The sequence below is a fragment of the Halosimplex rarum genome, from assembly GCF_047715405.1.
Lineage (GTDB): Archaea > Halobacteriota > Halobacteria > Halobacteriales > Haloarculaceae > Halosimplex > Halosimplex rarum.
Map to the genome: position 1 here is coordinate 498,150 of NZ_CP180412.1, position 20,220 is coordinate 518,369.

Annotated in this window: 17 protein-coding genes; 7 read left to right on the forward strand and 10 right to left on the reverse strand. The window is 68.7% G+C overall.

What is annotated here, in order from left to right:
• Nucleotides 1–23 precede the first annotated feature (23 nt).
• The 5 genes from ACMGFH_RS02375 to ACMGFH_RS02395 form a co-directional block, all read right to left on the reverse strand.
• Nucleotides 24–1,541, reverse strand: a complete 1,518-nt coding sequence (locus ACMGFH_RS02375) for a flippase (RefSeq protein ID WP_415381171.1) — start codon at nt 1,539–1,541, stop codon at nt 24–26.
• A gap of 173 nt (nt 1,542–1,714) precedes the next feature.
• Nucleotides 1,715–3,562 (reverse strand): hypothetical protein, encoded by a 1,848-nt coding sequence (locus ACMGFH_RS02380; protein ID WP_415381172.1) that lies wholly within the window; start codon nt 3,560–3,562, stop codon nt 1,715–1,717.
• On the reverse strand, nt 3,559–4,668 hold the full coding sequence (locus ACMGFH_RS02385) for a DUF1616 domain-containing protein (protein WP_415381173.1): 1,110 nt from the start codon (nt 4,666–4,668) through the stop codon (nt 3,559–3,561). Before ACMGFH_RS02385 ends, ACMGFH_RS02380 begins: the two co-directional genes overlap by 4 nt.
• A 195-nt stretch (nt 4,669–4,863) precedes the next feature.
• Nucleotides 4,864–5,787, reverse strand: a complete 924-nt coding sequence (locus ACMGFH_RS02390; protein ID WP_415381174.1) for a hypothetical protein — start codon at nt 5,785–5,787, stop codon at nt 4,864–4,866.
• Between the two features lie 195 nt (nt 5,788–5,982).
• The gene (locus ACMGFH_RS02395; RefSeq protein ID WP_415381175.1) at nt 5,983–7,380 is read right to left on the reverse strand and encodes a sulfatase-like hydrolase/transferase; all 1,398 of its coding nucleotides are present in this window, start codon (nt 7,378–7,380) and stop codon (nt 5,983–5,985) included.
• Nucleotides 7,381–7,566: 186 nt separating this feature from the next.
• On the opposite strand from ACMGFH_RS02395, the gene ACMGFH_RS02400 reads away from it, so the two are divergent.
• The 3 genes from ACMGFH_RS02400 to ACMGFH_RS02410 all read left to right on the forward strand — a co-directional run bounded on the left by ACMGFH_RS02400 (nt 7,567) and on the right by ACMGFH_RS02410 (nt 10,996).
• Nucleotides 7,567–9,156 carry an alkaline phosphatase family protein gene (locus ACMGFH_RS02400; protein ID WP_415381176.1) on the forward strand — a complete coding sequence of 530 codons (1,590 nt, stop codon included), beginning with the start codon at nt 7,567–7,569 and terminating at the stop codon, nt 9,154–9,156.
• Nucleotides 9,157–9,362: 206 nt separating this feature from the next.
• Nucleotides 9,363–10,712, forward strand: coding sequence for a hypothetical protein (locus tag ACMGFH_RS02405; RefSeq protein ID WP_415381177.1), 1,350 nt, complete (start codon nt 9,363–9,365; stop codon nt 10,710–10,712).
• A 113-nt stretch (nt 10,713–10,825) separates the two neighbouring features.
• Nucleotides 10,826–10,996 carry a hypothetical protein gene (locus tag ACMGFH_RS02410; protein ID WP_415381178.1) on the forward strand — a complete coding sequence of 57 codons (171 nt, stop codon included), beginning with the start codon at nt 10,826–10,828 and terminating at the stop codon, nt 10,994–10,996.
• 115 nt (nt 10,997–11,111) lie between these two features.
• Here ACMGFH_RS02410 and ACMGFH_RS02415 read toward each other — a convergent pair whose 3' ends face one another.
• A complete protein-coding gene (locus tag ACMGFH_RS02415) occupies nt 11,112–12,203 on the reverse strand; it encodes a M24 family metallopeptidase (RefSeq protein ID WP_415381179.1) in 1,092 nt (363 codons plus the stop codon).
• 176 nt (nt 12,204–12,379) lie between these two features.
• Here ACMGFH_RS02415 and trpD point away from each other — a divergent pair, with 176 nt between their 5' ends.
• From trpD to trpG, 4 genes are read left to right on the forward strand one after another with little or no spacing between them, the layout of a single operon-like run.
• Nucleotides 12,380–13,405, forward strand: coding sequence for an anthranilate phosphoribosyltransferase (gene trpD / locus ACMGFH_RS02420; protein WP_415383302.1), 1,026 nt, complete (start codon nt 12,380–12,382; stop codon nt 13,403–13,405).
• Entirely contained in the window at nt 13,402–14,103 is a 702-nt protein-coding gene (locus ACMGFH_RS02425) for a phosphoribosylanthranilate isomerase (protein WP_415381180.1), read from the forward strand. The genes trpD and ACMGFH_RS02425 overlap by 4 nt, the downstream gene beginning before the upstream one ends.
• Nucleotides 14,100–15,779, forward strand: coding sequence for an anthranilate synthase component I (trpE, locus tag ACMGFH_RS02430; RefSeq protein WP_415381181.1), 1,680 nt, complete (start codon nt 14,100–14,102; stop codon nt 15,777–15,779). Before ACMGFH_RS02425 ends, trpE begins: the two co-directional genes overlap by 4 nt.
• Nucleotides 15,776–16,399, forward strand: a complete 624-nt coding sequence (gene trpG / locus ACMGFH_RS02435; protein WP_415381182.1) for an anthranilate synthase component II — start codon at nt 15,776–15,778, stop codon at nt 16,397–16,399. Before trpE ends, trpG begins: the two co-directional genes overlap by 4 nt.
• A gap of 313 nt (nt 16,400–16,712) precedes the next feature.
• Here the strand turns inward: trpG and ACMGFH_RS02440 are convergent, their stop codons facing one another.
• The 4 genes from ACMGFH_RS02440 to ACMGFH_RS02455 form a co-directional block, all read right to left on the reverse strand.
• Nucleotides 16,713–17,951: a tripartite tricarboxylate transporter permease gene (locus ACMGFH_RS02440; RefSeq protein WP_415381183.1), complete on the reverse strand. Its 1,239-nt coding sequence runs from the start codon at nt 17,949–17,951 to the stop codon at nt 16,713–16,715.
• A gap of 144 nt (nt 17,952–18,095) precedes the next feature.
• A complete protein-coding gene (gene rpl12p / locus ACMGFH_RS02445; RefSeq protein ID WP_415381184.1) occupies nt 18,096–18,443 on the reverse strand; it encodes a 50S ribosomal protein P1 in 348 nt (115 codons plus the stop codon).
• 5 nt (nt 18,444–18,448) lie between these two features.
• Nucleotides 18,449–19,486 (reverse strand): 50S ribosomal protein L10, encoded by a 1,038-nt coding sequence (locus tag ACMGFH_RS02450; RefSeq protein WP_415381185.1) that lies wholly within the window; start codon nt 19,484–19,486, stop codon nt 18,449–18,451.
• Between the two features lies 1 nt (nt 19,487).
• On the reverse strand, nt 19,488–20,126 hold the full coding sequence (locus ACMGFH_RS02455; RefSeq protein WP_415381186.1) for a 50S ribosomal protein L1: 639 nt from the start codon (nt 20,124–20,126) through the stop codon (nt 19,488–19,490).
• Nucleotides 20,127–20,220: the final 94 nt, after the last annotated feature.

The window sequence follows — 20,220 nt, forward strand, 5'->3', positions numbered from 1 at the left end:
CGCGGGGTGACGAGACGGTGAACTCAGTCCAGCACCGAGAGGTAGTCGTTCAACATCTGCTTGTCGCGCTGTTCGATCCCGAACAGGAGCAGGCAGCCGACGTAGACGAGCCCGCCGAGGAGGCTGCCGGCGACGAGGAGGACGAGCCCGGAGAGGACGACCGTGGCGCCGTACATGACGGCCACGGCGGCGACCGCCGCGGTGATCGGCTTCCACAGCCGGGTCGAGTAGGGAGTCATCCCCTCGAGGTACCACACTTCGAGCACCCGGAGGACGTTGAGCACGGCGTTGATCCCCGCGGTGGCGATGGCGGCGCCGATGAAGCCGTACTCCATGATCAGCACGTAGTTCAACACGACGTTGAGGACGCCGAACGACCAGTGGTTGATCATGACCACGTACTGGTGGTCGGTCATCATCAGGAGGTCGTTGCTCGGCCCGGAGAACGCCACCACGGCCTTGCCGAAGACGAACAGCGTCAGCACCATCGTCCCGGCGGTGAACTCCTCGCCGAACAGCACGAGCGCCTCCCGGCGGTAGATCACCAGGACGCTCCCGATGAACAGCGTCGCCGTGATGGTCCAGCGGGTGACGGTCGTGAAGACCGACTGGAGCATCGCCGTGTCGCCCCCGGAGTACAGCCGCGAGGCGACCGGCGGGAACAGCTGGTTGAACCCACTGAGCGGGAGCAGGATGACCCCGGCGAGCAGCATCGAGATGCTGTAGATGCCGACCTCCGTGGACGAGAGGAAGATTCCGACCATGAAGACGTCGACCTGGTTGTACAGCAGCGACCCGGCCTTCGACCCCGACAGCGGCAGCGAGTAGTTGTAGAACTCCTTGAGCTCGCCGACCGAGATGTCCGAGGTGGGGCGCAGGTCCGTCCGATGGACGACGACCACCGTGACGAGGACGAACGCGAACACGCTGGCGAGCGCGAAGCCGGCGACCGCGCCCATCAGCATGTACCCGCTCAGCACGGCCGCGCTGATGACCGCCAGTCGCGTCAGCCGGACGGTGATCCGGAGCGCGTTCTGGTACCCCGGCCGCTCGAGGCCGCGGAAGGAGTTGATCCCGAGCTTCGCGAGCGAGATGAACGGGACCGCGACCGCGAACGCCTGGAGCGCGGTCGTGAAGGTCGGGTCTTCGAGCGTGTAGGCGCTGACGACCGGTGCGGCGACGAACAGCACGGCGGCGCCGAGCACGCTCACGACCGCGCTGGTCGCGTAGGCCATCGTGAACGCCCGGTTTCTGGCCGCTCTGTCGTCGAGATTGGACGATATCAGGCGGGTGATCGCGATGTCCGTCCCGAGGTTCGTGAACTTCTGGACCTCGCTCACGATCCGCCGGGCGAACGTGTAGAACCCGTAGAGGTTCGCCCCGAGCAGATTCGTCAGGATCAGGCTGAGGACGAACGCGACGCCGTTTTTCACGATGTTGCTGCCGAAGTGGAGGACGGCGCCGTCGGTGACCGACCGGATCGACGACAGCCAGCTGTCGGACTCGGCCTGCTGGGGTTCTTCGATGTTGAGTCCCGCCATCTCACCGGATACAGCCCGTAGTGGGGCTTCGTAATAGTCCGAATAACTGCCTCCGGAGCGGGCGACTACCGACGACTGCGGGGCACCGGTCGACCGACGCGGTCACCGCGTCGGCGGACCTGGGTGCCGGCGCCGGGCGGACGGCGCCGGTGACCGACCGGCCGCGGCGCCGTTCACGCCGCCTCATCGTCACCCGGCAGGTGGTACTGCTGGAAGCCGCCGTTGGACTGGACGCGGTTGATCCCCGGGGTCGTATCGAGCGACCTGAACCCCTCGGCCGAGTAGCGGAACCCCTCGTACAGCACCACCTCGCGTTCGTAGTCGAGCTGAGTTACCGGGAGGTATCTGGGGTCCTCGTAGTACGTCGAGATGTTCGAGTTGAACACGGTCTCGGGGACGCCGGCGGGTGCCTCGTACTCGGCTCGCCGCGTCGTCTCGCGGCCCCGGATGCTGTCGATGTACCGGACGTACTTCTGGCGCACGCCGGTGACGGCGACGCCCTCGTCCCGGTGTTCGAGCATGGTATCGTACCCGTCCACCTGCGCCTCCGTGATGTGCGAGGAGGGCTGGTAGATGTACGGCGAGGAGTACAGCACCATGCCGGAGACCGGCACGAGCACGACGAGGAGCAGGATCACCGCGACGGCGTGCGGGGAGCGACTGCTCCGCTCGACCCGGCCGGGGACGAACGACGCCAGCGCCACGGCGCCGATCAGCGCGACCAACAGCATGGCCGCGCCGTGGTACCGGAAGTGCTGGGTCGTGACGTTCGCGACGAAGGCGACGACGAACAGGGCGCCCAGCGAGGCGAGGGCGACCGCCATGTAATCCACGAAGCCGCGCACCCGTTCGGCCGCCGCGTCGGCGTTCAGGAACCACCGCGAGAACAGGAACGCCGCCACGAGCACGGCGAACAGGGCGCTCGGGAGGAAGAGCTTCGCGAACAGCTCCGGGATGCTCCCGCCGACCTGCTGCAGGGAACTCCCCCGCTGGGTGGCCTCGGCCCCGGGCGCGCCCCCGATCATGAGCCTGTCGACCGTGCTCCAGAAGATCCGGCTCGCGACCGTGAACTGCGTCAGCCAGAGCAAGAGGACCCCGCCGGCGAAGGCGGTCAGTCCGTGGACGGAGCGGTGGTCTGCGATCCGGTGGCGCCACCGCGTCCGCCGGACGACGAACTGGACCACCGAGACGGTGCCGAGGATCATCACGACGACCAGCGCCGCCTGCGGGTGGATGAGCGTCATCGCGACGCTCGCGAACGCGAGTAACGCGCCGACTTTCGTCGGCACGAGGGTGTGCGAGCTCCCCTCCCACGGCGCGGAGACGTACGACAGCAGGAGGTACAGGACGAAGGGGAGAAAGAGGACGCCCATGGAGAACGGGTGAAACGCCTTGTGGACGCTGATCCCGTTGATCGGCAGCCAGAGGAGGGCCGTCAGCAGGCCGACGAGGAACACGAACCCTTCGTTCGTGTCCCGGTCGCCGGCGACCGCGACCACGAGCAGCGGGAACGCCAGCAGGTACGTCGCGACGAAGACGGCGGCGATCAGCTGTTCAGCGAGGCGGTAGGGGAAGCCGCCGACGTCGTGCAGGAGGACGGCCATCGTGTGGCCGCCGGGGTAGCGTAGCTCCACCGGGTCGAGCGCCCCGCTCCCGAGTTCCCTGATCCAGCCCAGGTGCGAGAGCGGGTCGCCGAGGCCGATGAAGTAGTAGTCGCGCAGGAGCGGAATCGTAGCGACCGCGAGCGCGCAGAGGTACAGCTGGAGGTACGCGCCGCGGCGCGCCCAGACGTCGGTCGACGCGCTGAGCGCGACCGCCACGCCGAGGAGGAACGCGGCGCCGGTCGCGGCCCAGAACAGCACCGGCGTCGCGCCGTAGATCGAGAGTTCGTATGCGACCGCCGGCGTCCGGATCGCCGTCGCGAGCCCCGCGAAAAAGAGGGCGAAGCTACCCGCCAACAGCGCCCTGAGCCGGAGGGAAGCGGTACGGACGAGTCGCGTGTTCGATCGGTCGTATTTCATCTGTTAACCACCTCGAACTCCTGAGAGGGCGAGGAAGCGCCGTCGGACGGTCCGGGGGGCACCACCCGTTCGCTCGTCGGCTCGCCGCTCGCCGAGACGTTCAACCAGACGTGGACGTACCGGTAGGCCGAGTCCACGGTGGGGCGCTCCGGGGCGTCGCCGCGGTAGAGGAGGTAGACGACCCGGACGTCCGAGCCGGTCAGTTCCGCGTCGACGGTGTGTCGCTCGTAGACGTCGTCGCCGTCGGCGAGTGCGAGCGTGAACGCGTCGAGCTGCCGCTGTTCGACGACGTTCGTCGACCCGTCGCCCGTCTCCACGCGCTGGACGACCGGCACGACGGTGTACTCCGCGCTCGCGCCCTCGTGGTTCTCGACGTTGACGACGAGTGACGCCTCCTCCCCGCTCGTCAGGTTGCTCGGGAAGCCCCCAGCGACGTACTCCCCGGACTCGTTCTCCGTGACGAGCGTCATCGTCGTGTACCGTTCCGCCGAGGAGTACGACGTCAGCCCGTACGCGAGGCCGCCGGCGGACAGCACCACGAAGGCGACCAGGATCAGGTTGACCGCGGTCGCCGGCCAGGACGGCGACGTCAGCGCGTCGGCGAACCGCGTCGCCGACCGCCGATACGGGATCCGGAAGCGCTCGCTGGGCGTCACCCAGATGCGGCGGACCAGTCCGACGGTGAGCGCCGCGACGATCACCGTCTCGAGGGCGGCGAGCGGGATCCACTCGGAGCTCAGCCGGAGGCCGAGAAGCGAGAGCGCCACTCCCAGGACCGAGAGCACGCACAGGCTGACGGGCACGGACAGCAGCCCCCGGACCCGCCACCCGGCCGACCGACCCAGGATCCACCTGCCGTCGCGGTCGGACCGCGAGTCGGTGAGTCCGGTGTCCGAACGCCGGGGGTACAGCGCCGCGATGACGACGTACCCCGGGACGAAGCACAGGAGCGGCACCGCGACGACCTTCCGGAGCACCGATCCCGCCGGGAGGACGTACACCAGGACGTCCACGAGCGCGACGTACGCCGCGACCAGCACCAGATCGGCGAACACCGGAAACGTCCGGTCGACCGCGACGTTCTCGGCCGTGTTCTGATACTTCATGGTCACCTGCTCCCGACGCCGTCCGACTGCGGCGGTCGCCGTCCCCGCGGGCGCCTCGTCGTCGGTCGCGCGAGCGGTCCGGCGCTCGGCCGAGGGTCGCCACCGGGGCTGCGCTGTCGGCGCTGGTTCGACGGGTCGCGTCGGTGCGTGAGTCGATTCGGTCCGTGTCGTTGCGATGTTCGCGTCATTGGTCGATCATCTGTATCCCAGGTGTTCGAGCTTCTCTTCGACCGAGACGGCCGGCTCGTCGGCGCGCTCGCTCGTCTCGGGACGATACGCTCCGGTGTCCCGGGCGGTGGTCTCACACCACGGGACCTGCCGGACGACGCCGGCCGTGGAACTGGCCGGATGGCCGATCACGTCTTCCTCGCCGAGCGCCTGTCCGTGGTCGGCGGAGACGACGAGACGGTCGGCGTCGAGGTTCTCCCGGAGCAGTTCGACGTCCGAGAGCACGTACCGGAGGTTCTCGAGGTGGGCCTCCCAGAGCTCGTCGAGGGAGTGTCCACCCTCCTCGTGCAGTTCTCGGACGTTCATCCCCCGCCGTTCGTCGCCGGGTCGGGTGACCTGCACGGCGTCCATGTCGGGGCGCGTGACGAACGGCGGGTGCGGCTGCATGTAGTGGACGATCATGCGCTCGGGCCGGTGCTCGCGACCGGCCGCGATTGCGCGGTCGGTGACCGTCCGCGCGGGGACCGTGCCCTGCTCCTCGTCCCAGCCGAACCGCCAGATCTCCTCCAGACGGTCGAAGTCGTCGCCGTCGAGGTGGTCCGCCGAGTTCGGGTTGGCCGTCAGGTGGACCGTCCGCCCCATCTCGTCGGCGTACTCGTCGACGAACGTGACGTCCATCCACTCGGCGGAGTTCGTCCCCGGCGTCGGGTGCGTCCCGACCGGGTCGAGGAACGGGAACTCCTCGGCGAGCGATTCGACCATGTCGACGCGCGCGCAGTCCAGCAACACCAGCACGTCCCAGTCGCGCTCGTAGACGTTCGTCCCGCGACGGACGTTCAGCCGCCTGACGGCGTAGTTTTTGACCGCCGTGCCCGTGTCGAGGAGTCCCGATATCCCCTGCTCGTCGACGTTGCGTCGCACCGACTGGAAGAAGCGCTTGACGTTATCCATGACTGTGTGTTCGGGGCCGTCTCATCCGGTATCCGCCGATTACGTCTCGTCCCTCGACCCATTGGCTAAAAAGAAGATACCTCCTAATTGCTCGGTCGCGGCCGACTCGTCTACGAGTAGAAACCGTATACGAGCGGCGAGCGGCGAGAAAATACGACCTAAACCCGGCGACCGGGAACCCACGGCGGGGCTGCGCTACTGGTAGCCGAGTTCTTCGAGACGGCGTTCCACGGAGGCCGACACGGCCGTCGCTTCCTGCTCGGAGCTGGCCCGCTGCTTGTACTCGCACAGGTCGCCCGCGAAGAACCGCGACCAGCGCGACGAGACGGAGTCGATGTCCGCCGGGGTCCCCTGCCAGCAGGGCCGCTCCGGGTCGAGTTCGTACCGGACGGTCCGCCCGTCGGAGTCTTTGACGTCCTTCTCGTCGCCGTGGAGCACCGCCCGGATCATCCGGTCCCAGTGGTCGTGTTCGGGGCCGGGGTTCGGGCCGGCGCTCAGCCCGACCAGTTCGGCGGGGACGGCCGCTCGCCCGACGTCCGGGAACTCGCTGCGACCGAGCGCGGGGAGGAGCCTGTCGAAGTCGAGGTGGCTCGTGAACCGACCCGACGGCGGCCGCGCCCCGGCGGGCGGGTTCACGATGTCGCAGGGGACGTGCAACAGCCCTTCCGAGAGACTGCTCTTGTGCCTGACGAGGCCGTCGTCGCCGGGGTAGCCGAGGTTCTCGCCGTGGTCGGCGGTCACGACGACTGTCGTCTCGAGCGCCGTCTCGTCGAGCACGGTCTCGACGAACTCGGAGACGTGGCGGTCGAGGTAGTCGATGCTGGCCCCGTAGAGCCCGCGCCGCCGCCGCAGGTACTCGGGGTACTCCTCGGCCGAACCCAGCAGTTCCCAGACGCTCCTGTCGCCGGTGGAGAACGTGTTCGGGGCCGAATACAGCGACTCGTCGTACCCGAGCGTCGGTTCCAGCGGCAGGTGCGACTCCATGAAGTTCACGAACAGGAAGAACGGTCCGTCGGTGCCGCGGACCTTCTCCCGGGCCGCGCGGAGCAGCGGTTTCGTCCCGCCGTCGAACAGTCGCGGGACCGGGAGTCGCCGCGAGAGGCTGTCCGCGTAGGTCAGCGAGGCGTTCGCCGCGCTCCGGAGCGGCCGGTCGTGGCCGACGGCGTCGGCCAGTAGTCGCAGTTGGTTCCGAACGAGTCCGCCGTCGTCCGGCGAGATGTAGTCCGTGGGGTCGATGCCCTGCGGGAACCGACGCGCCTCCGTGACGGTCTCGAACTCGTCGAACAGGTGGTCGAACTGGAACGCCTCGCTGGCGAAGACGTTCGAACTGACGCCGATCCGCTCGTGGTCCGGCATCGCCGAGAACAGCGTCTCCTCGACGGGGATCGACGAGTAGTCACGGTCGTGCGTGTGGACGCCGTGCTCGTGCGGGAGCGTCCCGGTGAACATGCTCCCGTGGCTCGGGACGGTCCAGGAACTCGCCGCCCGACACTGGTTCAGTGAGACGTCCGAAAGTTCGCGCACGCGCGGCGCGTACACGTCGTAGAAATCCTTTCGGACGGAATCGTAACAGAGAACGACGACGTTCCGCATGGGGACGCCAACACGGACTGTCGCTATTAGTATTCCCACACTTACCCGGTTATAGACGAGTAATAACCGATTATTCACTCCGTCAGACGCTCTATACGGTCGTGTCCGGGCGTTTGTCGCTCGAGTGTTAATTACAGTATAACAATTACCGTCGGTAGATACGTTTCTGGAAACCGAGTGATACTGATGCAGGAATCGAACGACTCCGCGAGTCAGGCCTTTGTGCTCGGATTAGACGGGGTTCCGTGGTCGCTGTTACAGGGATGGATCGCCGAGGGAGAGCTCCCGAATCTCACTCGACTGATAGAAGAGGGGGCCGCCGGCCCGCTGGAGAGCACCACGCCGGCGACGACCGCGCTCGCCTGGCCCTCGATCGCGACCGGGACTCGCCCCGACAAACACGGTATCTACGGGTTCCGGAAGATCACCGCCTCGTACACGCCGCAGATGTACACGAGCCACGACCGCCGTCAGCCGGCGCTCTGGGACGTCCTCTCGCCCGCGGTCGTCGGGAACGTGCCGATGACGTACCCGGCCCAGTCGATCGACGGGAAGCTCGTCAGCGGGATGATGACCCCCGAGATCAACGACCAGTTCGCGTCGCCGCCCGAGCTGGGCCGCGAGCTCCTCGACCGCGTCCCCGACTACGAGGTCGGGCTCGACTGGAGCGAGTACGTCGGTCGCGAGGACGAACTCCTGTCGGACCTCTCGGCGCTCGTCGAGAAGCGCCGGCAGCTGATGCGGCTGCTGATGGAGACCGACGACTGGCGGCTGTTCTTCTTCGTGTACACCGCACCGGACCGACTCCAGCACCTCGTGTGGGACGAAGCGGTGCTGCTCGAACACTACCGGCAACTGGACGACATCGTCGGTGAGGTCATCGAGTACGTCGAGCGGTTGGACGCGACCCTGTACGTCGTTTCCGACCACGGCTTCGGCCCGCTCTCGAAGTTCGTCGCCTCCAACCGGGTTTTCGAGACCGAAGGGCTCCTGTCTCGACAGGAGGGGACCGGGACGCAGTCGCTGCTCACGAGACTCGGGGTCTCCCGGAACCGGATCGTCTCGCTCCTCTCGAAAGCGGGCATCAGCGGCGAGTCAATCGTCAACACCGTTCCGGAACGACTCCTCCGGGTCGTCGGGCGGCAGTTCCCGGGCGACGACGTCCTGTTCGACGTCGACTACAGCGAGACGGAGGTGTTCACCTACGACCACGGCTGCCTCTACGTCAACGACACGGACAGGTTCGTCGACGGGTGCGTCGCTCCGGAGGACCGGGAGGCGGTGAAAGCCGAAGTCAAAGCGGCCCTCTCGGGGATCACCGACCCCGAGACCGGGAAGTCGCCCGTGACCGTCAGGGACGGCGACGACCTGTTCCCGACCGACCCGCACTCGCCCGACCTCGTCGTCGAGACGGGACCGGAGTACGAGTCGACGGGCCGGCTGTCCCAGGACACGTTCGTCGCGCCCGGCGAGAAAACGGCCAGCCACCGGTCGGAGGGCATCATGATCGCCTGGGGACCGAACGTCCAGGAGGGCGGCGCTCCCATCGACGCGTCCGTCTACGACGTCGCGCCGACGCTCCTCCACGACCTCGGCGAGCCCGTCCCGTCGGACACTGACGGGCGCGTGCTCACCGAGATCTTCGAACCAGCCTCGCAACCGGCCGAACAGGTTCCCACGTCGGCGAGCTACGACGACAGCGAGTCCGCCGAAGTGGTCGGCGAGGACTTCGAAGACGTCGAGGAGCGCCTCACCGGTCTCGGATATCTGGAGTGAAACCGGAGACCGGTCGAACACCCGGCCACGCGCCGGTTCCAAATCGAGGCACACCTGGTCGCCGCTCCGCGCATATCTGGATCCCGACGGCGTCCACGGACGCGTCGATACGTGCAGCCTGGAGACCGGATCCGAGCGTGTTGGACGTCGAACGTATCACAATCGTTTCCTAGTCACTCATTACTCCCGATAGCATACGGGTCTGTATGGCCCCGATTATCAACTCATATAATTCAGGCGGCGTCGATCAGTCGGCGCTCGAGGGGACGGGGCGCGGGGGGATTCTGTCGGACGGGTACCTGCGGTCTGACCCGCTCGCGGCGTATCTCGACGACGATGAAGAGCCGGTAATCCTCCGTTCGAACGCCAAGAAGGGCGTCGTCCGGCGCGCGGTCGGGTCGGAGGAGAGCGAGCGCGTGACGCCGGGCGACGGGTACCGCGCCTTCGCGCTCGCGACGGATACGAGGCTCCTGATTGTCGTCGGTGATACCGAATACGGAGACTGGTCGGTCACTGTCCCGCTGACGGACGTGGAAGTGGTCGAGCACAGCGACGGCGTCCTCGCCAGCGAGTTCGTGGTGACGACGGCGGACGACGCGCAGCTGTACTTCCCTTGCCGGGAGGACCTGACGCCGATGGTCGAGTACCTCGACGCGGCGTCGCTGCGCTGGATCGCCGTCGAGGAGCGGCTCGACGACGCCCGCGAGGCGGTCATGGAAGCCGACCGACTCACGCGGTCGCGACGCTACGACGAGGGGATGGCGGCGGTCCGCGACGCGATGCGCGAGACCGACGCCGCCCGTCGGAGCGAACGGGAACTCGCGGAGGGCGGCGTGGCCGCGGCGGCGGCGCGCATCGAGCGCGTCGAGGAACGGATCGCGAGCGGGAGGCTCCGGACGCTCGAAGGGCGGGCGGCCCACGCGATCGACCGCGCGGAGGCCCACTGGCGCGAGGGGGAGTACGCGCAGGCCCACGACGCCTACGGTCGCGCGCACGACGACTACGAGGAGGCCCTCTCGGTGAACGGTGGCGACCCAGAGGTCGCCGAACGCCTCCGGACGAAACTCGACAGGGTCGAACGCAACGTCGCGGCGCTGGAGCGAGCGCCGGTCGAGCGCGCCGAAGACGCCCACGAACGCGCCGGCGAGGCGGACGACCTCGGCGAGCGCGGCGACGAACTGGCATTCGCGCTCGACCGCTACCGGACCGCGCTGGAACTCGACTGGGGCCGGTCGGCCCGGCGCTTCGACGGCGACACCGAGGCGATCCGCGCCGCCGTCGACACCGTGGCCCGGGAACTGGTCGAAGCCCGTCGTCGCTACGCCGCCCAGCGCGTCCGACGGGGCGACGTGCACCGCGACGGCGGTCGCCACGCCCGCGCGGAAGCGCGCTACCGGGACGCCTACGACGCGCTGGTCGAGACGGTCCCAGTCGCCCGCGAACTGGTCCCCGAGACCCGCGACGCCGTGCAGGACCACTGCGACGCGGTCGAACGCCGTCTCCGCGGCCTGGACAGTACCGACGACCAGACGCCGGTCCCCCGCGGGACCAGCTGACCGGTCGCGAACGCCGCCGTTATCCGTGATTCAGGGCTCGATAGCCGCGCTTCTTGCCGTCGAGAATCGGGAACGTAACTATTTATAGTGTGCCCCACCATAATAGGAATATAATGCCCCAGTGTTCGAACTGCGGCGAGCGCATGAGCCGCAACGACGAGACGACGAAGCTGACAGAGTACGTCTGCGCTCGCTGTCACCGGACGGAGATCGTGCGCAAACCGGCGTACCGAGTGACGGCCGCGGGCGGGGCGGACGCGGCCGCGGTCGCCGACGACGACTGAGCGGTTCGAACGCTGGTTGGCTTTTCGCCGACGCGACTGTCGAGAGCAGTAGCTACGGGAGAGTCGCGACGAACGAGAGCGAGAAGCGTCGACTGTTCCGTTCGACCCGCGCCGGTCAGCGGTGGAGGACGGCGTGGCGCTCGATGGCGGGGCCGTCGCCGACGGGTTCGACGGTCTCGGTCGGCCAGTCGCCGGTGCCGGTCAGCAGTTCGATATCGTCCTCGGTGACGAGGTGCGTGTCCTCGCTCTTGGCGCCCTGGACGGTGGGATTCCAGGCGTACGCCATCGGCAGGTGGACGGGGTCGTCGGCCGTCGGATTGGCGAACCACTCCCGGCCGGCGTAGCCCGCGGCGCCGCCCTGATGGTGGTTGCGCCACTCGCCCTCGTAGCCCTCCTCGGCGTAGGCGTCCTGAATGGCGGAGAAGACGTCGCTGGCCGTGCCGCCCTCCCGGCCGACTCGCTGGGTCGCCGCGAGGGCGCTGGCTTCGACGCGCATGGCGACCTCGGTGCGGTCGTCGAGCCACTCCGGCGGGTCGAAGGCGACGCAGCGGGTGACGCTCGCGTGGAGGCCGTCGCGGACGGCCGTGATGGAGGCGAGCGCGTACTCGCCGAGTTCGGCGTCGCCCGTCGTGTAGTGGCGGTACTGCTGACAGCGCTCGCCGCTCCCGACGAGGACGACCGGCGACTCGATGCCGCGGGCGAACAGCCGGTCGCGCAGCCGACCGCCGACCTCGCGCTCCTCGTCGTCGGGGCTGGCCTCGCGGACGACGGCTTCGAGGACCTCGGCCGCCTCCTCGCCGAGCGACCGGTAGTTCTCGACGTCCCGCTCGGTCATCGGCTGACGGAGCGGGGTCGGGTCGACGTCTTCGAACCCGGGCACGTCGAAGTCCGCAGCGGCCGGCGTCGGGCTCACGTCGGCGACCGCCTCGTCGAGGTCGGCCTCGAACCAGTCGGCCTGCGCGACGGTGACGTCGTCGGGCAGTTCCTCGTCGGCCAGCCGCGGGGCCTCGATGTTGTCCGTGACGACGGTGAAATCCTCGCCGTCGTAGCCGGCGGCGGCGACGCCGAGGTCGGCCTCGCGCGCGACGACGTTGTTGCCGCCAGTCGCCCAGGTGAAGGAGTTCGGTCGCGCGAACCAGACAGCTTCGAGGTCGCGGTCGGCGAGCAGTGCGTCGAGCCGCTCGCGGACGGCGTCTCTGTGACTCATAGGGGGTAGTGCTCGGCAACGGCAGTTAAAGCCCCCGCCGTGGCGGCAGCGCGGACCGAGCCGACCGCGCCGCCCCGCCCCGCCCCGGGTCTGCCGTCACGCGCCAGGTCCCGATATCCTTAAGTGAATGTACTTATTTGTTCATCGTACTACGGAACAGTCCATCGGTGGCACTCATGGAAGGATACATCGAATCAGTCACGGACGGGGAGGACCTGACGCTGGAAGAGGCCCGAGAGGCGGCGACGGCCGTCTTCGACGGGGCCACGGAGGCACAGATCGGCGCACTACTGGCCGCACTGCGCGCGAAGGGGGAGACGGAGGCCGAGATCGCCGGCTTCGCACAGGGGATGCGCGAGGCCGCGCGGACGATCGACCCCGACCGGTCGCCGCTGGTCGACACCTGCGGCACGGGAGGCGACGACTACAGCACGATCAACGTCTCGACGACGAGCGCCATCGTCGCCGCCGGCGCGGGCGTGCCGATCGCCAAGCACGGCAACTACTCCGTCTCCTCGTCGTCGGGGAGCTCGGACGTGCTCGAAGCGATCGGGCTGGACATGGACACCGAGCCCGAGGCCGTCGAGGCGACCGTCGAGGAGGCCGGCATCGGCTACATGCACGCGCCGGCGTTCCACCCGGCGATGAAGGCCGTCATCGGCCCGCGCCGCGAACTCGGGATGCGGACTATCTTCAACGTGCTCGGCCCGCTGACCAACCCCGCGAGCGCCGACGCGCAGATCATGGGCGTCTTCGACCACGACCTCGTCGGACTGATCGGCCGCGCCGTCGCGGAGATGCCCGTCGACCACGCGCTGATCGTCCACGGCTCCGGCATGGACGAGATCACCGTCCACGACGAGACGACCGTCGCCGAAGTCGAGGGGAGCGAGGTCACCGAGTACACGATCACGCCCGAGGACCTCGGGCTGGAGACCCACGACATCGACGCCGTCGCGGGCGGTACGCCCGAGGAGAACGCGGCCGACCTGCGGGGCATCGTCGAGGGGACGGTCACCGGCGCGAAGCGGGACATCATCCTCGCGAACGCTGGCGCCGCGGTGTACGTCGCCGGGCAGGCCGACTCGCTCGAAGCGGGCGTCGCGGCCGCCGCCGACGCCATCGACTCCGGCGACGCCGCCGCGAAACTGGACGACCTGCGCGAAGTGAGCGCCCGCGTCGCCACCGACGGGGGCCGATGAGCGGCGTGAGCGACTCGAACCGGGGGCCGCGGTCGAGCACGCGCGTCAAGATCTGCGGGGTCACCAGCGCGACCGACCGCGACGTGGTCGTCGCCGCCGGCGCGGACGCCGTGGGCGTCATCTGCGACGTCCCCGTGGACACCCCCCGGGAAGTCGACGAGGAGACCGCCGCGGATCTGCTCGACGGCGTCCCGCCGCTGGTCACCGGTGTGCTGGTCACGATGCCCGAAGGCGTCGACGACGCGGTCGAACTCGTCGAATCCCTCGGGCCAGACGCCGTGCAGGTCCACGGCGGGCTCTCGCCGAGCGAACTCGGCGCGCTCGGTCGCCGACTGAGTCAGGATATCGTCGCGGCCGTCGACGCCGACGCGGACGACGTCACGGCGTACGCCGACGCGGCCGACGCCCTGCTCGTCGACTCGGTCGACGCCGAGGGCGGCGGCGGCACCGGCGAGACCCACGACTGGGAGCGCACCCGCGAGATCGTCGCCGACCTCGCTGCTCCGGTGATCCTCGCGGGCGGGCTCACGCCCGGCAACGTCGCCGAAGCCGTCGAGACGGTTCGTCCCTACGGCGTCGACGTCGCGACGGGCGTCGAGCGGGTCGACGACGCCGGCGACCGCGTCGGCGGCGAGAAAGACCCCGAAGCGATCGAGCGGTTCGTCGCGAACGGGGCTCGGGAGGTGACGACCGCATGAGCGGACCTACGCTGGACCACTCGAAGGAGGAGTTCGTCGAACTGGCCGACGCCGACGAACCGGTCGTCGTCCGCGCGGCGGCCGAACTCGACACCGACCTCGAACCGCTGGCGGCGTACGCGGCGCTGTCGGGCCGGACGACCGACGTCGAGGGCGCCGACTACACCTTCCTGCTGGAGAGCGCCGAGAAGGTCGCCTCCAGCGATCCAGATGGAGCGTTCTCGCCGACGACTGACGACCGCCACGCCCGCTACTCGTTCGTCGGCTACGATCCGAAGGGGGTCGTGACCGTCGACGCCGACGACGCGACCGTCGACGTGTTCGACGACCGCTACGAGACGTGTTTCGACGTGAACGGCGGTGACGTCCTCGACCGAGTCCGCGGGTCGATGCCCGACGTGGAGCGGCGCGGGTTCCCCGACATGGACCGCGAGCACTTCGAGGGCGGCCTCGTCGGCTTCCTCGCCTACGACGCCGTCTACGACCTCTGGCTCGACGAGGTCGGACTGGACCGTCCCGACTCGCGGTTCCCCGACGCCCAGTTCGTCCTCACCACGAGCACGCTGGTCTTCGACGACGTCGAGGGGACCGTCTCGCTCGTCCTCACACCGATCCTCGAACCCGGCGACGACGCCGCCGCGCGCTACGAGGAACTGCAGGCCGAAGTCGAACGCGTCGCAGCCCTCCTCGCGGGCGCCGGCGACCTGGAGACCGGTGGGTTCGTCCGCGAACACGAGGACGCGGGTCCGCAGGACGAGTACGAGCAGGCCGTCGAGACTGCCAAGGAACACGTCCTCGCCGGCGACATCTACCAGGGAGTTATCTCGCGTACGCGCGAGCTCTACGGCGACGTCGATCCGCTCGGCCTCTACGAGTCGCTCCGGTCGGTCAACCCCTCGCCGTACATGTACGTCCTCGACTACGACGGGCTGAGCATCATCGGTGCGAGCCCCGAGACGCTCGTCGCCGTCCGCGGCGACCAGGTGCTCTCGAACCCCATCGCGGGCACCTGCTCGCGCGGGACGAGCCCCGTCGAGGACCGCCGCCTCGCCGGCGAGATGCTCGCCGACGGGAAGGAACGCGCCGAGCACACGATGCTCGTCGACCTCGCGCGCAACGACGTACGCCGGGTGTCCGAGCCCGGGAGCGTCCGCGTCGAGGAGTTCATGAGCGTGCTCAAGTACAGCCACGTCCAGCACATCGAGTCGACCGTGACGGGCACGCTCGCCGCGGACTCGGACGCGTTCGACGCCACCCGCGCTTCCTTCCCCGCGGGTACGCTGTCGGGCGCGCCGAAGATCCGCGCCATGGAGATCATCGACGATCTCGAACTGTCGCCGCGAGGCCCCTACGGCGGCGGCGTCGGCTACTTCACGTGGACCGGCGACGCCGAACTCTGCATCGTCATCCGGACCGCAACCGTCGAAGACCTCGACAGCGATTACGGCGCCGATATCGACGTCGACTCCGTCGCGCCAGGGGCGACCGACCGCGTCACCGTCCAGGCCGGCGCCGGTATCGTCGCCGACAGCGACCCGACCAGCGAGTACGAGGAGACCGAGAAGAAGATGGGTGGCGTCCTCGACGCGCTCGACGCCATCGAGGTCGACGACGCGGCCGGCGAAGCAGCGGACGAGCGCGATACTGCCGTCGGGGCCGAGGAGGTGTCCCGATGAGCGCCGGCCAGCACGAGCGGACCGAGCGTGCCGACGTGCTCTTCGTCGACAACTTCGACTCCTTTACCTACAACCTCGTCGAGTACGTCAGCGAGCACGCCGACACCGAGGTCGTCCGCAACACGGCCTCGCTCGACGACGTGCGCGCCGCGGACCCGGACGCCATCGTCGTCAGCCCCGGCCCGGGCCACCCGGAGAACGACCGCGACGTGGGCGTGACGAACGACGTCCTCACCGAGGTGAGCCCCGAGGTGCCGACGCTGGGCGTCTGCCTCGGCCTCGAAGCCGCCGTCTACGCCTACGGTGGCGAAGTCGGGCGCGCGCCCGAACCGATCCACGGCAAGGCCTTCCCCGTCGACCACGACGGTCAGGGCGTCTTCACCGGCCTCGACCAGGGCTTCCAGGGCGGCCGCTACCACTCGCTCGTCGCCACGGAGGTGCCCGACTGCTTCGAGGTGACCGCGACGACCGAGGCCGAGACCCAAGACGGTGGGACCGTCGACCTCGTCATGGGGATCCGCCACCGCGAGCACCCCATCGAGGCGGTGCAGTTCCACCCCGAGTCCGTGCTCACCGCCGTCGGCCACGACGTCATCCGGAACTTCCTCGACGGTGTCTGAGTCGCTGATACTGATTTTTCCACCGTGGCGCGCGCTGTCGCGCGTCTCGTCGCGCGACAGCATCGTGCGAGGGATAACTGAGGGAGCGTAGCGACCGAGGGAATCGGTTGGGGAGGTGTGAGGCTGTTGGCGGTGCTGTGCGGTCGCTGTCCCTGGCGGACTGAAAGGGCGAGGCGGGCTCGAGGTGAGCGGAGCGAACGGAGTCGCCTGCACGGGCACTATCCGAGCGCAGCGAGGATATCCCGTGCAGCGACCGCGAGCCCGTCGAGGGCTTTCGTCGGATACGATCGTCCGCAATCAGATCAGCTGAGTCTCACACCCCGATCATCAGCGGAACCAGCAACACACCCATCAGCGACGCCCGACGAGCGCCGAACTTGACGGGGACCAATCCGACGAGCGTGGACAGACCGAACACCCCGACGCCGAGCGGCCCGGTCAACGTGAGAATAACGACCAGCACGAGACACAACACGCCGACGGACAGCTTCGTGTAATCGGCCTGGCCGACCCGCCGGAGGTACCCGTCGCCGAGGGTGACCACGAGGACGAAGCCGGCGGCCGCGGCCGCCAACACGCTCCCGAGCATGAGCGGGAGGTCGAGGGGCACGCCGGCCTCGTCGACGGCGACCATCACGCCGGTTCGTGGGGTTCCGAGCGCGACCAGTGCAAGAAGCGCAAAAATCGTATTCGCCGTGTTCACGCCGCTGGTCGTCACCACGAACGCACGCGGGCCGTCGCCGGAGACGGCCAGCAGGGCGACCGTCGCCGCGATGGCGCTCGATACGCCCGGGACGTAGCCCACGACGGCGCCCGAAAGCGTGCCGATCAGCGCGAGTCCCGCGATCGATCGCCGAGACGCGCTCACGTTCGCTTCCTCCTGTTCCGGCACGCCCTCGCCGGTCAGCGCGTCGAGCAGGACCGGCGCGCCGAACAGGCCCGTAAAGATCGGCGCGAGCATGCCGCCCGAGTCCACCAGCCCGCCGGCGGGCAGGTCCAGCACCAGGATTCCGAGCGCACCGCTGGCCCCGACCGACAGCGCGGCACCCAGACGCCCGAGATCCGTCGCCTCCGTGAGGACGAGCACGACCACGACACCCCCCAACAGCAACGGCAGGTGCGCCCGGAGCGTCGGATAGATGGCGGTCATCGCGCGAGTCATCGGGATCGCGAGCGGGGCGGCGATCACTACGGCACCCGCGCTCCCGATGGCCGACAGCCGCAACGCCTCCCGGCCGCGCCCGGCCAGAACCAGCCGATGACCCGGGAGCGCGGAGCTCGCCATCGCGGGGTCGGGCACGCCGAGCGCGAGCGCGGGAACGACGTCGAGGAACGTGTGGACCGTCCCGGCGGCGAGCATGGCCGCGCCGACGTACCGAACGGGACCGGGAACCGAGGGCGCGACCCCGGCGAGCAGGAGCGCGAACGTGTTGGCGTGGATCCCCGGCGTCAGTCCGCTGACGGTCCCGAGCGCGACCCCACCGGCGAGGAACCCGCAGAACAGCAGCGTCTGCCGGGGCGCGAGGACGACGCGAACGCCGAGCGGGTCCATCGCGACGGAGTGGACCCGCGATGGCTTATAAACTCTCGCGCGAGGTACATCGTTCTGTCGCGGTCCGATCGACCGCGGTCGTCGGCCGTCTACCGGGTGCAGCGGCTCGGGAACGGAATAAATCGGAGAAGTTCGCGGCCGGCGTTAGCCGAAGAGTTCGCCGAGGCCCTCGCCGCTGGCCTCGTCGTCCTCGTCGTCGTCGTCGTCGCCGCCTTCGTCGGCGTCGGCTTCCTCGGCTTCGTCGTCGCCGCCCTCGTCGGCCGCTTCGGTCTCGCCGCCGGCGCCGCCCGCGGACCCACCGGTCGCGGCGGGGACTGCGGCGGCCTGCTCGACGGCGTCGTCGATGTCGACGTCTTCGAGCGCCGCGACGAGCGCCTTGACGCGGGACTCCTCCACGTCGACGCCCGCGGCCTCGAGCACGTCGGTCAGGTTTTCTTCGTTGATCTCTTCGTCGTTCTCGTTCAGGATGAGTGCTGCGTAAACGTATTCCATTGTTGTTAGAACATGGCTCCGAGTGCGTCGCCGGCGTCCTCGTCGTCGTCATCGTCGTCCTCGTCCGCGGCCTCGTCGGCCTCGGATTCGGCGTCCTCGTCGGCGGACTCCTCGGTGTCGGTCTGGTCGTCAGTCTGTTCGTCCGCGGGCTGCTCGACGTCCTGCAGCTCCTCCGGCAGGGCCTCGGGGTCGTCGACCTGCGCCGCCAGCGCGCGCACCTGCGCGTCGGCCTTCGAGACGAGGTCGTCGGCCAGGTCCGGGCTCTCGATGGAGGCCTGGAGGCCGAGGCTCTTGGCGTCGCCGCGAGCCTTCTGGAGCAGCGTCGGAGCGGTCTGGTCCGTCGGGTAACTGGCGTTGACGGCGAGGTTGCGACCGCGCGCGGCCGCCGCCTCGATGTCCGCCTGGTACTCCTCGACGTCCAGTTCGAGTTCCTCGGGCTCGAACAGCACGCCGTCCGCGTAGACGGCGCGCAGGTCCAGCCCGACTTCCTTGGGCTCGATGCCCAGCTCGTTGAGGACGTTCGCGAGATCCGTCGAGACCTCTTCGCCGGTCTCCAGCACCGTCGAGTCCGACAGCACCTGGATCGAGCCCTCCTGGATGCGGGCGTCGGCGCCGACCTGCTGGAGGTCGCCGACGAACGGCCCGGGGTCGATCCCCGTGTCGCCTTCCGGGATGACGATGTCGTTCGGGGCGACCTCGCCGGCGTTGATCGGCGCCGGCGTCTTCGACGCTTCCAGCTGCTGGAAGAGCCCGAACGGGTTCTCGTTGGTGCCGATGAGGCCGACCTGTCCGGAGACGTACCCGGTCAGGACTTCGAGGCCGTCGTCGACCTCCTCGAGCGCGCGCTCGACGAGCGTGTTGCGCGAGACGCGCAGTTCGGCGGTACCGTACAGGTCCCGGCGCATGTCCTGGAGCTGTCGGGAGGGGATGCCGGTGATGTCGACGATGCCGACGCTGTCGTACGATTCGATCATCTCGACGACGTCGGCGACCTCCTCCTGCTTCCACTGCGGGATGGTCTCTGTCTTGCGTTCTGCGCTCATATCAGGCGACCTCCACTGCCGGCCCCATCGTCGTCTTCACGTAGATGGAGTCGATGTTGAGTGGACCCTTCTCGAGGTCCGCGTGGAGGCGCCGGAGGATGACGTCGATGTTGTCGCCGATGTCCTCGGCGGACATGTCCTCGGCGCCGACGCGGGTGTGGAACGTACGCCGGTCGCGGCTCCGAACGGTCACGGAGTTTTTCAGACGCTCGACCGTCTCCACCACGTCGTCGTCGGGTGCGAGGGGGTCGGGCATCTTCCCGCGCGGACCGAGTACGGTCCCGAGGTAGCGACCGATGTCCTGCATGAGGCTCTCCTCTGCGAGGAAGAAGTCGGTCTCGTCGGCCAGGTCCTTGGCCTCGTTGTCGTTGTCTCCCAGGTCGGCCAGATCGTCGCTATCGAGGACCTCTTCGGCAACGTCCTCGGCGCGCAGGGCGGTCTCGCCCTCCGCGAACACGACGATCTTGGTCTCCTGTCCGGTCCCGGACGGGAGGACCACGTCCTGGTCGACGCGGTTCGACGGATCGTCTAAGTCGATGTCGCGCAGATTTATCGCGAGGTCGACCGTCTCCCGGAAGTTCCGGGGCGGTGCGTCCTCGAGTGCACGAGTTACTGCGTTCTCTATTTCCTGATCTGCCATTGTTCACCTCCGTAGTACGCCAACGGCTCCTACGGGTCAGTGAAACAGGCAAAGCCTGTCTCACCTGTGGGAACGCCGATGCGAAACTTAAACC